General features: G+C 48.5%; 14 protein-coding genes. 9 read left to right on the forward strand and 5 right to left on the reverse strand.

The genetic code is table 11. The annotated features are described in order from the left end of the window. From J0A65_RS13990 to J0A65_RS14000, 3 genes are all read left to right on the forward strand, one after another. The coding region (locus tag J0A65_RS13990) for an EF-Tu C-terminal domain-related protein (RefSeq protein ID WP_463451663.1) at nt 1–203 on the forward strand (203 nt) is incomplete at its 5' end. A 166-nt stretch (nt 204–369) separates the two neighbouring features. Continuing rightward, nucleotides 370–969 carry a TIGR02466 family protein gene (locus tag J0A65_RS13995; protein WP_206594805.1) on the forward strand — a complete coding sequence of 200 codons (600 nt, stop codon included), beginning with the start codon at nt 370–372 and terminating at the stop codon, nt 967–969. Nucleotides 970–1,047: 78 nt separating this feature from the next. Further along, nucleotides 1,048–2,130, forward strand: a complete 1,083-nt coding sequence (locus J0A65_RS14000) for a hypothetical protein (protein ID WP_206594806.1) — start codon at nt 1,048–1,050, stop codon at nt 2,128–2,130. A gap of 4 nt (nt 2,131–2,134) precedes the next feature. Here J0A65_RS14000 and murI read toward each other — a convergent pair whose 3' ends face one another. Beyond that, on the reverse strand, nt 2,135–2,983 hold the full coding sequence (gene murI / locus J0A65_RS14005) for a glutamate racemase (RefSeq protein ID WP_206594807.1): 849 nt from the start codon (nt 2,981–2,983) through the stop codon (nt 2,135–2,137). 123 nt (nt 2,984–3,106) lie between these two features. On the opposite strand from murI, the gene J0A65_RS14010 reads away from it, so the two are divergent. Then, complete coding sequence (locus J0A65_RS14010; RefSeq protein WP_206594808.1) at nt 3,107–4,159, forward strand: aldo/keto reductase; 1,053 nt, start codon at nt 3,107–3,109, stop codon at nt 4,157–4,159. A gap of 46 nt (nt 4,160–4,205) precedes the next feature. Here the strand turns inward: J0A65_RS14010 and J0A65_RS14015 are convergent, their stop codons facing one another. Beyond that, nucleotides 4,206–4,973, reverse strand: coding sequence for a hypothetical protein (locus J0A65_RS14015; RefSeq protein ID WP_206594809.1), 768 nt, complete (start codon nt 4,971–4,973; stop codon nt 4,206–4,208). Between the two features lie 232 nt (nt 4,974–5,205). Beyond that, nucleotides 5,206–7,299 carry an elongation factor G gene (gene fusA / locus J0A65_RS14020; protein WP_206594810.1) on the reverse strand — a complete coding sequence of 698 codons (2,094 nt, stop codon included), beginning with the start codon at nt 7,297–7,299 and terminating at the stop codon, nt 5,206–5,208. Between the two features lie 272 nt (nt 7,300–7,571). Here fusA and trhP point away from each other — a divergent pair, with 272 nt between their 5' ends. The 3 genes from trhP to J0A65_RS14035 all read left to right on the forward strand — a co-directional run bounded on the left by trhP (nt 7,572) and on the right by J0A65_RS14035 (nt 9,688). Next, entirely contained in the window at nt 7,572–8,909 is a 1,338-nt protein-coding gene (trhP, locus tag J0A65_RS14025; protein ID WP_206594811.1) for a prephenate-dependent tRNA uridine(34) hydroxylase TrhP, read from the forward strand. A 4-nt stretch (nt 8,910–8,913) separates the two neighbouring features. Then, complete coding sequence (locus J0A65_RS14030) at nt 8,914–9,159, forward strand: YfhL family 4Fe-4S dicluster ferredoxin (RefSeq protein WP_206594812.1); 246 nt, start codon at nt 8,914–8,916, stop codon at nt 9,157–9,159. Nucleotides 9,160–9,298: 139 nt separating this feature from the next. Continuing rightward, on the forward strand, nt 9,299–9,688 hold the full coding sequence (locus J0A65_RS14035; RefSeq protein WP_206594813.1) for a GFA family protein: 390 nt from the start codon (nt 9,299–9,301) through the stop codon (nt 9,686–9,688). Nucleotides 9,689–9,728: 40 nt separating this feature from the next. Here the strand turns inward: J0A65_RS14035 and J0A65_RS14040 are convergent, their stop codons facing one another. Both J0A65_RS14040 and J0A65_RS14045 read right to left on the reverse strand, forming a co-directional pair. Continuing rightward, nucleotides 9,729–10,745: a GGDEF domain-containing protein gene (locus J0A65_RS14040; RefSeq protein WP_206594814.1), complete on the reverse strand. Its 1,017-nt coding sequence runs from the start codon at nt 10,743–10,745 to the stop codon at nt 9,729–9,731. Between the two features lie 70 nt (nt 10,746–10,815). Further along, the gene (locus tag J0A65_RS14045) at nt 10,816–13,038 is read right to left on the reverse strand and encodes a GspE/PulE family protein (RefSeq protein ID WP_232849963.1); all 2,223 of its coding nucleotides are present in this window, start codon (nt 13,036–13,038) and stop codon (nt 10,816–10,818) included. A gap of 358 nt (nt 13,039–13,396) precedes the next feature. On the opposite strand from J0A65_RS14045, the gene rpsJ reads away from it, so the two are divergent. Both rpsJ and rplC read left to right on the forward strand, forming a co-directional pair. Next, nucleotides 13,397–13,708: a 30S ribosomal protein S10 gene (rpsJ, locus tag J0A65_RS14050; RefSeq protein ID WP_010179497.1), complete on the forward strand. Its 312-nt coding sequence runs from the start codon at nt 13,397–13,399 to the stop codon at nt 13,706–13,708. A gap of 18 nt (nt 13,709–13,726) precedes the next feature. Then, complete coding sequence (rplC, locus tag J0A65_RS14055; RefSeq protein WP_206594815.1) at nt 13,727–14,365, forward strand: 50S ribosomal protein L3; 639 nt, start codon at nt 13,727–13,729, stop codon at nt 14,363–14,365. The last annotated feature ends 3 nt before the right edge of the window (nt 14,366–14,368 follow it).

A 14,368-nucleotide genomic window follows, 5' to 3' on the forward strand; every position in this document is an offset into this window, starting at 1 on the left:
GTCCACAGTTCTATTTCCGTACCACTGACGTAACTGGTTCAGTACAGTTGCCAGAAGGTGTAGAAATGGTAATGCCAGGCGACAACCTGAAGTTTGTTGTAGACCTGATTTGCCCAATCGCGATGGACGAAGGCTTGCGCTTCGCTATCCGTGAAGGTGGCCGTACCGTAGGTGCAGGCGTAGTATCTAAGATCCTTGAGTGATTTTAATTGCTTAAGTGATTGAAAAGGCTCCCTAGGGAGCCTTTTTTATTGCCCAACATCCAGACATTGATAGGTCGCCAACATTAGAGATAGTTAACATTGACAGTGGAGCTTGACGCAGTGATACGTTACCCTCGACTCGAGAGTTGTATCGGATAATATTGTTATGAAAATTGAGCTTTGGTTTCCCACTGCTATTTATCATCATGATGCCAGCGAGAGTGAGATTGCCGGAGTAAGAGCCGAACTGCAATCAGTGGTCCAACAGGAACTGGATGAAATTCTGACTCGCAGTGATGCCAACAGTCGTTCTTATATTCAGTCACGCTTGTCGGCGCATCGACAGATTATTCAAAAGTATGACCTAACAGCGTTTCATGACTTCCTCATTCGTCACGCTGGCGCCTTTCTGAGTAAACTCTATCCTGATGCTCAGGGTATAGAGGTAAGAGAGAGTTGGTTTAACTTCTACGCACCCGGAGATAGCCAGGAGGTGCATAACCATCTGCATGCTATCCATCCCTCATTCCTGAGCGGTGTGTTTTATTTATCGGCTCCTGTGGGGTGCGGGGATATCAAGTTTTATCATCCGAATATGCAGACGGCGATACCAAACCCACAGGGGAGCATTGAAAACTATGAAACCTGTTATGCCCCGGTAGAAAATAGACTAATGCTGTTTCGCTCACATGTGCCCCATGCTGTGATGCCTAATCGCAGTGATGCAATGCGGGTTTCCGTCAGCTTTAATATATACGTCATATGACCTGTTGACGCCCCTTTAGCCGCCACGGAAACGTCACAATCCCTTGTTATGCTCCTAAGGTTACCCAAGGAGCAGCAGATGAAACTAGACTCCATTAAGTATCGACTATTACTGATTATTCTTGTCTGCTTGTTTGGTATGGCTCTGTTGGTTGGGACCCAACTATACTCCACAGATCGCCTCATCGACCTCAGTCAGCAGCGTATGCAATTGGTGTTGTTGCACAATCAGCTGTTGCAATTACGCCGACATGAGAAAGACTTTCTGTTACGAGCCGATCTGCGCTATGTGGAAATGTTAAACGAACAAGCGGCAGCGCTGATCACCAATCTGAACCAACTCGCAAGACACTTAGAGAGACTCGAGATTATCCCTGCATCGTTGAATGAACTAAGCAGTGCCGTCAGCGCTTATCAGGATAAGTTTGCCCAATTAGTAACCTTACAGTCACGTATAGGTTTTGACGAAACGAAAGGGCAGCAGGGGCAGTTTCGTGAAGCCGTACATGCTTTAGAAACCCAATTGCGGCAAAGTGGGCAAGCCGAGTGGCAAGTGCTGCTTTTACAAATTCGCCGCAGTGAAAAAGACTTTATGCTGCGTAAGCGCCTGGAGTATGTCGAGCGCCAACACCAGCTTCTTTTACAATTCCAGTCGGCGATTGATGATGCTCCGCAAAAGGACGTATTACAAGGCCTGTTATCTGGTTATCAGGCTGGGTTTGAACAACTGGTGCATTCCTACCAACAAATCGGCTTGAGGCAGGATGACGGTTTAAAAGGTGAGTTTCGTAGTATTGCGCAGGATATGGAAATGCGTCTGCACCAATTGGATGAGGTGTTGAAACCACTGCTTAATGCAGAGCAACAGCGAGTGGAACGCACGGGGCTGCTTATTATGTTGTTCACACTGGCAACGCTGATGTTGGTACTAATACAAAGCCTGGTGACATTTCAGCGAGCCTTCTCCGCCTTTATCCAGTTTTTCTATCGCTGTAAACGTCAATACCAGCGTCTGGATGAGCGTAAGTTGGGTTTTGCCGAGTTTCGTTCGCTGGCTGCCGTCGCCAATGAGATGGTGGAAGCCAGGCTGGCAGTTGAGCAGGAACTCAAGGCCGCGAAAAGGGAGTTGGCGAAGTTAAATCCCAATTCTGATAATCAATAAAATATCATGCCGGAAGTGATTGGACGCGCAGTGATGTTCCCCACAGTTGCTGAATTATTTGTTGGTTGATAAGTTCGGGAGCACTTGAATAAAAACCTATTACTTCCGTGTTATTCCCCCTTGCCAGCAAACCCTGTTGACTAAGACGCAGACCTAGTTGTTTGGCAACTGCAGGCGCCGGGTCAATAATGCGCATCTCATTTTTTACCAGTTCGTTGAACAGGGGAAGCAGGAAAGGATAGTGGGTGCAGCCGAGGATTAATGTGTCAACGCCCATCTGAGTTAGATGTTCCAATATGGGGGAAGCCAATGCTCTTACATGAGGACCGCATATATCACCTCTCTCAACACATTCCACAAAGCCAGGGCAGGGTACGCAGATTACCTCACATTGCTGCGCCCAGGATTGCTGCAGTGTCATGAGTCTCTTGCTATTCAGCGTTGCCTTAGTGGCTAAAAGTCCAATTCGTCGGCTATGGCTGGATGCTGCTGCCGGCTTAATCGCGGGCTCAATGCCAATGATCGGCAAATTTGAGTTTGCTCGCAGGTGCTCAATGCAGATTGCCGTGGCAGAGTTGCAGGCTACCACTACTGCTTTACACTGTTGTTCCTCGAGAAAAGCGACTATCTGTTCGCAGCGCCAAGTGATGAAATCTGCTGTTTTAGTTCCATAGGGGGCGTGGGCCGAGTCTGCCACATAGATAAGTCTTTCGTCTGGAAATTGGCGATAAATCTCGCGAAGTACACTGAGTCCGCCAAGTCCTGAATCAAATACACCAATAGGTTTTTGCGCATCGTAGTCGGATGACATAGGAATAACGGCTAAGGCGAGTGAAATAGCTAAAAGAAGCAAGTATGGTACCTGCTGTTGGTCGCTCTGTATATCGCCTGGCAGAAAGGTAATGCTGAAGCAAGGGTTGAGCTTGCCAGGCTCTGCCCCAATAAAACAAAATTACGCCGAATAAAGAGGTAAACCATGCAATACAGCAGATTAGGCAGCAGCGATTTACAGGTATCAAGAGTGTGTCTGGGTACCATGACCTGGGGTAAGCAGAATGACCAGGCAGACGCTGACGCACAGTTGGAATATTCCCTTAATCAGGGGATTAACTTTATAGACACAGCTGAAATGTACGCGGTACCTCCGAGCGCCGACACCTACGGCAAGACCGAAACAATACTGGGGAACTGGCTGGCAAAAAATGCCAGTAAACGCAAAGAGTTGATTGTTGCCAGTAAAATTGCCGGCCCCGGTATTTCTTATATTCGTGGCGGAGGGGATATTACCGCAGAGGCGGTGATTCAGTCGGTAGATGCCTCGTTACAACGACTGCAAACCGACTACATCGATCTTTACCAGTTGCACTGGCCGAACCGAACTACTCCGCATTTTGGTAAGCATTGGCCTGGCCAGGTAAGCTTTACCGATGTCGATACATTAAAACACAGTAATCAGATGCTGGAAATCTTACAGGCGCTGGATACTTGCGTGAAGGCCGGCAAAATCCGTTATTGTGGTTTGTCTGACGATACCACTTGGGGAATTGCAGAATATTTGCGTTTGAGTGAGAAATACAGTCTGCCTCGTATGGTATCGATTCAAAATGAATTTAATTTACTGCATACCAAGGACTGGCCTTATCTGGTGGAACAATGTGTGCACTCTGATGTTGCCTATCTTCCCTGGTCTCCTTTGGCAGGTGGTATGCTAAGTGGTAAGTATCTAAATGGTCAGAGACCTGAAGGTAGCCGCTGGACACTGACTCAGCGCAATGGTTTATTCCGGGACACGCCAATGTCTCAGGCGGCTGTGAAGGAATATGTCGATTTAGCGGCGTCACTGTCTATGACCCCATGCCAGCTCGCTTTGGCTTGGGTCAACCAGGTTGATGGGGTGACTTCAACCATTATAGGCGCAACCAGTATGGTACAGCTAAAAGAGGATATCGGGGCTTTTGAGCATAGATTAAGTGATACCCAGTTAGCTGCAATAGCCGCTGTTCATCAGCGCTTTCCCGTGGCCTTCTAATCATAGTTTGAACAAAAAAGCCCCTTAATCGGGGCTTTTTAAATACTTACTCGCCGGTGTTTGAGGCCGGTGCGGATGTAGATGCGGTCGGTGCCTGGATGATGTTTTCCAGCTGGGTGATACGCAACCCCAGATCCTGGATATTCTGTAGGCTGTCACGCAGTTTACCCTTAAGCTCATCCAACTGACTGTTTAGCTGCGGCTGCGCGGAGCTGATCTTCATCAAACTGGTATGCAGGGTATCCTGGCCATTTTGTAGCTTGGTAAACTGCTCTTCAATGGCACTGACCCGAGTCGTACTCATGGAGATGTCAGTTTCCAACAAGCGAGCTTTTTCAGCTACGGATTGTTGCTGTTTCTGCAGATTACCCAAAGAGGTAGACAGCTCTTTAATTTCCGACTGGTTTTTGCGCCAGGCTGAGGCCCACAGCTTATCCATCTGCTCCCAAAGCTCGTCGGTTTTCTCTGTGACCGCCTTGAGCTTGGCTTGCAACGCCACGGTGGACTCGCCCATCTCCTCACCGGTTGCCGACAGTTTACCCTCGAGATCCTCGATACGATTTTTGGCCGCTTGCAGATTCTGTTTTTCCAGCTCCAGTTGCTGGTAAAGCCAGCCATTTGCCCCAAGACCACCCAGGGCCAGCAGCATAACGAAAAAGACCAAACCCTTGCCTGCCCCGCCTTTAGGTGCAGCAGTAGTGGGTTCTTCAACGGCAGCTTTGTCTGTCTTTGGTTGCTTGCTGCGTTTATTCAGATAGGCGTCTCTATCTTCCGGTTCCAGCTGGATGCTGGGCATATCATCTGTCTTGGACATGGGTCCCCTCTGAAGCGCCAATAGAAATCGTTGAGCCTATCATACCAATTTTGTTTGGCCACGCAGTACTTCCATACCCTGTTGAACAAACAACTTAACCCGACTGGTTGAAAAATACTCAAGGATGCTTTGCTTTCGGATGCAAACAAGGATATGCGGGGCAGTGATGGAATTAATTTCAGACATAAAAAAGCCGACCATAAGGTCGGCTTTTCTTTAGGCTTTGAAGCTATTACTTCTTAGCAGCAGCTTTACGCGCTTTCGCTTCTTCGATGACTTTCTCAGACACGTTGGCCGGGCAAGGCAGGTAGTGTGAGAATTCCATAGAGAACTGACCACGACCAGAGGTCATAGTGCGCAGTGAACCGATGTAGCCAAACATTTCAGACAGAGGTACATCTGCCTTGATGCGCACGCCAGTTACACCAGCTTCCTGATCTTTGATCATGCCACGACGACGGTTCAGGTCACCGATAACGTCACCTACGTGATCTTCAGGAGTGAACACGTCAACCTTCATGATCGGCTCCAGCAGCTGTGGTGCAGCTTTTGGAATAGACTGACGGAAGGCGCCTTTAGCGGCAATTTCGAACGCGATGGCTGATGAGTCAACCGCGTGGAATGAACCGTCAAACAGCTCTACTTCCAGATCCAGAACCGGGTAACCAGCCAGGGTACCTTCGTCCAGCATGCTCTTGAAGCCTTTATCGATGGCAGGCCAGAATTCCTTAGGAACGTTACCACCTACAACAGTAGAGCTGAACTTGTAGCCTGTACCTGGCTCACCAGGACGGATGCGGTAATCAATCTTACCGAACTGACCGGAACCACCAGACTGCTTCTTGTGGGTGTATGAATCTTCAACTGGCTTAGTGATAGTTTCACGGTAAGCAACCTGAGGTTTACCTACAACCAGTTCAACACCGAAAGTACGCTTCAGGATGTCTACTTTGATATCCAGGTGCAGCTCACCCATACCTTTCAGGATGGTTTCGCCAGAGTCTTCGTCGGTTTCAACGATGAAAGTTGGGTCTTCCGCGATCATCTTAGACAATGCGTTACCCAGCTTCTCTGAAGCACCTTTGTCTTTTGGTGCAACGGCAATAGAGATTACCGGCTCAGGGAAGATCATAGGTTCCAGAGTACAAGGGTGATTAGGATCACACAGAGTGTGACCAGTCTTCACGTTCTTCATACCTACGAACGCCAGAATGTCACCGGCTTGGCAACCAGTCAGCTCGTTACGGTCGTTAGCGTGCATCTCTACCATACGGCCGATACGCTCGGTTTTACCGGTAGCAGAGTTCAGGATGGTATCACCCTTGTTCAGCTTACCAGAGTAAACACGGATAAAGGTCAGGGCACCGAAACGGTCATCCATGATCTTAAATGCCAGAGCGCGGAAAGGCTCATCAACAGAAACAGTAGCCACTTCACCAGTAGGCTCGCCGGTTTCTTCGTTGGTCAGATCCTGAGGCTGAACTTCTGTTGGGCTTGGCAGGTAATCAATAACGCCGTCCAATACCAGCTGCATACCTTTGTTCTTAAAGGCTGAACCACAGAAGGTGGGGAAGAAAGACAGATTGATAGTACCTTTACGGATACAACGCTTCAGGTCTTCAATTGATGGGATTTCACCATCCATGTAGGCCATCATCAGATCATCGTCTTGCTCAACGGCAGTCTCGACCAGTTGCTCATGGTACTCATTTACCAGATCAACCATGTCTTCAGGGATTTCTCTAACTTCGAAATTCTCTGGCAGTCCGCTATCGTCCCAAACAAGCGCTTGTTTGTTCAATACGTCAACCACGCCAACGAACTCGTCTTCACGGCCGATAGGCAGGGTCATCACCAGTGGGTTTGCGCCCAGTACGTTTTTGATTTGCTTAACAACGCGGTAGAAGTCTGCACCCATACGGTCAAGCTTGTTGACGAAGATCAGACGAGCAACTTCAGAATCGTTAGCATAGCGCCAGTTGGTTTCTGACTGAGGTTCAACACCGCCAGAACCACAGAATACACCGATACCACCGTCCAGAACTTTCAGTGAACGGTATACTTCAACCGTAAAGTCAACGTGTCCGGGAGTGTCGATAACGTTAAAACGGTGGCCTTTCCAGAAGCAGGTTGTTGCTGCTGATTGGATAGTAATACCGCGCTCGGCTTCCTGCTCCATGAAGTCCATGGTGGATTCACCATCGTGCACTTCACCCAGTCTGTGGATCTTACCAGTGAGCTTCAGGATGCGTTCTGTAGTGGTAGTTTTACCCGCGTCAACGTGGGCGAAAATACCAATATTTCTGTAGAGGGATAAATCTGCCATGGTTTCCTTCACAAAGTTTAAGGGAAAAAAAATCGCGCGCAAGTATACAGGAAAACACAGTTAAAAACCCGTTTTCTGCTAAATATTTGTGCAAAAGTTCTTACAGCCGTCAGTAAGGGCAGACAAAACCCATGGTTGCCCCTTTATTCACGGTGTAACGGCTCACCGAATAACCTGTACAGTTTAACCTAAGTTTATTGATCCTGATTAACACCTGCCATCGAAATTCTGCGTAGTATGCCAGTATCCCTTATTCTTCGCGGAGTTATTTTATGTCCACCACCAAGGGCAAACCGGAATTACTAAGTCCGGCCGGTAGCCTAAAGAACATGCGCTATGCCTTGGCTTATGGAGCCGATGCCGTTTATGCCGGCCAGCCTCGCTATTCACTGAGGGTTAGGAATAACGAGTTCAATCATGCCAGGTTGGCTGAAGCTATAGATGAAGTACACGCGCAAGGAAAGAAGCTTTATGTCGTGAATAACATAGCGCCACATAATAGTAAGCTTAAAACCTTTCTACAGGATTTGCGCCCGGTGGTGGAGATGAATCCGGATGCCCTGATCATGTCAGATCCTGGCTTAATAATGTTAGCCAGAGATGCGTTTCCCAATCTGGATATCCATCTATCGGTACAAGCTAACGCCGTGAACTGGGCGACTGTGCGCTTTTGGCAGCAGGAAGGTATTAAGCGGGTAATATTATCCAGGGAGTTGGCGTTGGAAGAGATCGAGGAGATCCGTCAGCGCTGCCCGGATATTGAACTTGAAGTCTTTGTGCACGGGGCATTGTGCATGGCCTATTCAGGCCGCTGTTTACTATCCGGTTATATGAACAAGCGCGACCCTAACCAAGGAACCTGTACTAACGCTTGCCGATGGCAATATCAGGTGCATGGTATGCAAGGGAGTCAATGTGGAGGGGCTCAAGAACAAGAGACTGCTAAGCCGCAAGCGTTTTTGCAAGAGGCTTTGCGTCCCGATGAGTTGATGCCGGTATTTGAAGATGAGCACGGCACTTACATTATGAACTCCAAAGATCTCAGAGCCGTGCAACATGTACAGCGGCTCATCGAGATAGGGGTTGACTCTCTAAAAATCGAGGGAAGAACCAAGTCGTTCTACTATTGTGCCCGCACCGCTCAGGCTTATCGGCGAGCGATTGATGATGCCGTATCGGGCAAGCCTTTTAACGTACAGTTACTAGCAGAGTTAGAGAAGCTTGCCAACCGAGGTTATACCGAAGGATTTTTACGTCGGCATACTCATGATGAGTATCAGAACTACGAGGATGGCAGTTCTGTCAGTGACAGTCAGCAACTGGTTGGTGAGGTGTTAGAGCAACGTGCTGACGGTAGCTTGCTGGTGGAGGTCAAAAATAAGTTTATGCAGGGGTGTAGCCTCGAGCTAATGACGCCAGGCGGGAACTATGATTTTACCTTGACACAAATGCATACCGAGTCTGGGTTGCCCATGCAAGTAGCGCCGGGCGCGGGCTATAAAGTGTGGGTCAAGGGACCTGATAACGTCAGAGCTGACATGGGTATCCTGATGCGCAACCTACCACTGCAAAGTACCACCAGACAACCTTTCTATCAGGTCGGGAGTTAAGCTTATGGCACTTTATATTACTGAAGAATGTATCAACTGTGATGTCTGCCCTATGGAATGCCCCAACGAGGCAATTAGCATGGGAGCAGAGATCTATGTAATAGACACTAATAAGTGTACTGAGTGTGTGGGGCATTATGATGAGCCACAATGCGTGGCCTGCTGTCCTGTTGATTGCATCGAGCCCGACCCCGCGCACCCGGAAAGCCAGGAACAACTGCATGATAAGTTCTTGTCTATGTATGGATAGCTTCGGGGAAAGCTCTTTGTAAACCTGTATCGCAAGGCTCTGTGGGCTTTCAATCAGTAGCATATTATGTAATAAGGGGCTCCTTATGTCGGTCTTCACTCTGTGGTGAATATGCCATGCCGTTAATAAGGATAGAATTGTGATAAAAGGCAGCTGTTTATGCGGTCAGGTTAGTTATCGAATAGCCGGTAAAGTTGGCGATATCGTGCATTGTCATTGTGGCACTTGTCGCAAGGCGCATGGTGCGGCATTTTCCAGTGTGGCTGCAGTAGCAGATGCTGACTTCCAGCTTGAAGGCGCGGAGCAGTTAAACCAATTTGAATCTTCGCCGGGTAAACATCGATATTTTTGTCGACAATGTGGCACACAAATTTATGCGAAACGGGAAAATACCTCACACATTATATTGAGACTGGGGTCGCTGGATGATGACCCCTGCAGCCAGGAAGCGATGCATATCTGGTTGTCAGACAAGGCCTGCTGGTATGAGTTGCATACATCCTTGCCTGAGCACCAGGCGTTTCCGTGAAAGTCAGTTAAGCCGATTCGTATGCCATAATTTGGCCGCGCTATTTGTTCAATGGCATGACACGGTTACGACCCAAGGTTTTGGCCTGATAAAGTTGTTTATCCGCCTGTTCGAGTAAATCGCTGTTACGCATGGTGCCGGTGAATTCGGCAACGCCAAATGAGGCGCTGATGCCATCCAGGGTTTTGCCGGTGCGTCTGTCAATTACACTGACTTTTTCTATGGCACGGCGCATTACATCTGCCTGATGAATGGCTTGGGTTAACTTGCTGGCTTTTAGTAGGACGGCAAACTCTTCGCCGCCAAAGCGGAATGCCATGGCATTTTCTCGGCAGCAGTCTTTGAGTTTTTTGCCCACGGCTTTGAGCACCCTGTCACCCATTTGGTGACCAAATTGGTCGTTGATAGATTTAAAGTGATCTATGTCTACCATAATCAGACAGGTTCCCATGTCTGGTTTCATCACCTTTAATTCTTCATCCAGGTAACGGCGATTATGCAGACCGGTTAGTGCATCGAACAAAGCATGCTGCTGACTGTCCTTCAACTGAGCGCGTAGCTCGGTTATTTCCTTTTCTGCGGTAGCCAGGGCCGCTGCAAAATCCAGGGTGCTGCGTTTAATGTGCTGGGTTTCTTTAACCAGTGAGCGAACGAGTTGCATCACCTCTTCAACGGACCAGCCCTCTTTTTCGACTTTATCCAGATCCGACAGTCGGTTATCGATACTTTGTTTGAAGTTCTGTGTATCACTTCGGGTATCCAGCAGCGATTGAGACAGCTCAGTCAGCATAGCTTCCAAAGACTGTCGTAGCTGCCAAGCACCGACTTCCAATCCACCGGCCACATGCTGTTGGTAGAGCTCCTGAAGTTTGGCAGTGGATATTGGCTGGTCATTTAGTGTCAGCTTGTCTAGCTCGGCATTTAGGGGGGCTGACTGATTGCTGGCATAGGTATACCAAAGTGCATAATTGGTCGGAATGGCAGAAATTTGATGCTTAAGCAGTAACGGAATAGTTTGCTTAAGGGTCTGAAATGATTGTTCTAATTCATCTGCCATGACGTTCACTCAGTTGAGCAGCGTAGATAAACAGAGTGTAGCAAAGGGCCTGCGAGTCATTTGCCTGCCATCACTCTGCGCCGCTGATAATTTGCACTTGGGCAATGTCTGTGTCCCCTTTAAGCACCTTATATATGCCATCCTGGGTTAGGGTGCGCATGCCATCCTTCATTGCCTGCTCTTTCATGGCCGACACGGCGGCTTCCTTATATACCAGCGCTCTGAGTTCTGGCGTCATCGCCAGCAATTCATGTACGCCAGTTCTTCCTTTATAACCAATGTCGCCACAAGCCTCACAGCCTTTAGCACGGTATAACATCAAAGGTTCAGGCAGATTCAACTCATCGATATATTCTTCACCATACTGACGATGAATGAAGCCAATGTCGGCATCGCTTGCCTGGTATTCCTCTTTGCAGTTAGGGCAGAGGGTTCGAATCAAGCGTTGGGCCAAAATTCCCACACAAGCGTCTGAGAAGTTAACTGGGTCCAACCCTAAGTCCAGAAGACGAGTGATGGTTTCTGGGGCTGAGTTGGTATGTAGGGTAGAAAGCACCAAGTGGCCCGTTAAGGAGGCCTCAATGCCTGCGTGAGCGGTTTCTTTATCCCGCATTTCACCGATAAGGATAATATCTGGGTCGGCACGCAAAAAGGCGCGAAGGGCATTGGCAAAGGTGAAGCCGATTTTGGGACTTACCTGCACTTGCTGAAGGCCAGCCTGAGTAATTTCCACTGGGTCTTCCGCAGTCCAGATTTTTTTCTCCGGCGTATTCAGGTCGCCTAACACGGCGTGCAACGTAGTAGTCTTTCCTGAGCCGGTTGGACCTACTACCAAGATAATGCCGTGGGGCTTTTTGATCATCTCTTTAAGGCGATTAGCATTGCTAGGAGCAAGGTTGAGCTTGTCCATAGGCATTGCACCACCGGATGCCAAGATCCGCATTACCACACCTTCGCCAGCGACAGTGGGGATAGTGGCTACCCGCACTTCCACTAATTGCCCCGACATTTTCACTGCCAGTTTACCGTCCTGCGGAACGCGCTTTTCGGCGATATTCAGATTAGCCAGAATTTTAATACGGGCCACAACGGCGTTATGGTGGGAGGCTGGGATCTGGGTGATATCCCGACATACACCGTCTACACGCATTCTTACCCTTGTGGGGCCGTTTTTTTCTGCGTCAACGTGAATATCTGAGGCATTCAGCCGTTTGGCGTCATGCAATATGCGGCTCACCAGCCTCACTACGGCTGGGGCATCATCGGACAGGTCGTCTTGCTGTTCTTCGAGGTCTTCGCCACCGCCACCGATCTCATCCAGTATCTCATCCATTTCACCAGGTGCCACGGCACCACCGGCGCTCTCTCCTAAATACTGCAACACGTGGCTGGGGAGCGAAACGTGAATATCGTAACTTTCTATACCCAGCGCGCTTTCAATTTCCATCAGCAGGGCAGCGTTATTGGGCTCTGCCATTAAAATAATGGGATTTTCGGAAACGTCGGCAACAACGGCCACATAATTGCGCTTCAGATATGACAGGTTGAGCTTACTGTTGCCCTGGTAGATATGATATTTGTCCGGCAAATAAGCCAGGAATGGCACCTGATAATGCACCGACAGAGCGTGCCCTAATTCGTTTTCGGCTATCCGATATTCGCTGACAAGCCTTTGTATCAGCTGTTTAGGGTCTTTGTAGTTTTCTAGCAAGTTGTCCAGGTTGGCTTCCGATATCAGTTCTTTGTGTACTAAGTACTGAAACGGCTTATTGGTGCCTCCCAATTCAAAGCGAAATTTTTCACCAATCATGGCACCAAGTTGATTCGCCAGTTCTAAATCATCTGAATTGAAATCTCCCTGGCGCTTGTTGATGATTTGCATTACCCCAAGTAACACGCCGGCATTCATCACCGGCACGCAAATAATATTGCGGGTAACAAAAGATGAAGACTTATCGAATCTGTCAGCGAATCTGAGCCTTGGGTGAATACCGGCTAACTCTTCTGCATTATATGGATCGGAGATAAGCAGTGGCAGTTGGCTGAGTGCCACATAACCGGCGATAGACTGAGGAGTAATCTGAACTTTGATTTCACGTACTTCACGGCCGGTTTTAAAGCGGGCTACTAAATCCTGATGCTGGCGTCTGCGTTGGAATATACTCATGCGCTCGGCATTGAACATGCCCAGCACAATGCTTTCCAGCTTTTCATAAGCATCCATCAAGCCGCTGTAATCGTCTAATAGCTGACGAATTTGAGTTAGCTGGCGGTCAGATTTGCTCGTGATCATGTTTTACAAAGTTATCATGTACTTACTATGTTAGGGCTACTATAGCCGACCACCCGTGTGGAGGATATAGCTAAGGACTATTTTGTGCTATCCCCGCCAGCTTTTAAAGCTACGATTGCCGACTCATGGGCGGACATCGAAATCTCAGATTATTTGTTGGATTTAGGTTGCATAAAAAACCGACGTAGGTATAATTCGCGCCCACTGCCAAAAAGGCAGACGTTTTTGGAATGAGCAATCAAACCAAAAGCGAACACAAGACCCTAATTTTGGGTCGGCGGTTTACACCCATCCTCCCCCTGGTTTTTCAGGTTGGTGAGGGTGAATTTTTTTTGTTCTTTTGATTGGAGCTTGGTCGATGCCAAATCAAAGAATTCGTATTCGTTTGAAAGCGTTTGATCATAAGTTGATCGATCAGTCTACGGCTGAAATCGTTGAAACTGCCAAACGCACTGGTGCTCAGGTTAGCGGTCCTATTCCTCTGCCTACCCGCAAAGAACGCTACACGGTTCTGATTTCTCCTCACGTAAATAAAGATGCACGTGACCAATATGAAATCCGTACCCATAAGCGTCTGGTGGACATCATCGAGCCTACTGATAAAACAGTAGACGCGCTGATGAGGTTGGACTTGGCTGCCGGCGTTGATGTTCAAATCAGCCTGGGCTAACAAGAGAGGGTTTTAACAATGGCGATTGGTATAGTCGGTCGTAAAGTAGGTATGACCCGCATCTTCACTGAAGATGGCGTGTCCATCCCTGTGACTGTTATCGAAGCAACGCCTAACCGCGTCACTCAGTTGCGTACTGAAGAGAAAGACGGTTATCGCGCGCTGCAAGTCACTGCAGGTACCAAGAAAGCTAACCGCGTAACCAAGGCTGAAGCAGGTCACTTTGCTAAAGCTGGTGTTGATGCGGGCCGTGGTCTGTGGGAATTCCGCCTGAATGAAAATGAAGGCGAAGGCATTGAAGTTGGCAGTGAAATCACTGTTGAAATCTTTGCTGAGAATGCCAAGGTTGACGTAATCGGTACCTCTAAAGGTAAAGGTTTCGCCGGTGCTATTAAGCGTTGGAACTTCCGTCACCAGCGCAACACGCACGGTAACTCTTTGTCTCACCGTGCCCCTGGTTCTATCGGTCAGAACCAGTCACCTGGTAAGGTTTTCAAAGGCAAGAAGATGGCTGGTCACTTAGGTGATGAGCAAGTTACTGTTCAGTCTTTGGAAGTTGTACGTGTTGACGCTGCCAACAACCTGTTGTTGGTTCGTGGTGCAGTACCCGGTGCTACAGGCGGCGATCTGATCGTCAAGCCTGCAGTTAAAGCGTAACGT

Source organism: Bowmanella yangjiangensis, from assembly GCF_017255015.1.
Taxonomy (GTDB): Bacteria; Pseudomonadota; Gammaproteobacteria; order Enterobacterales; family Alteromonadaceae; genus Bowmanella; species Bowmanella yangjiangensis.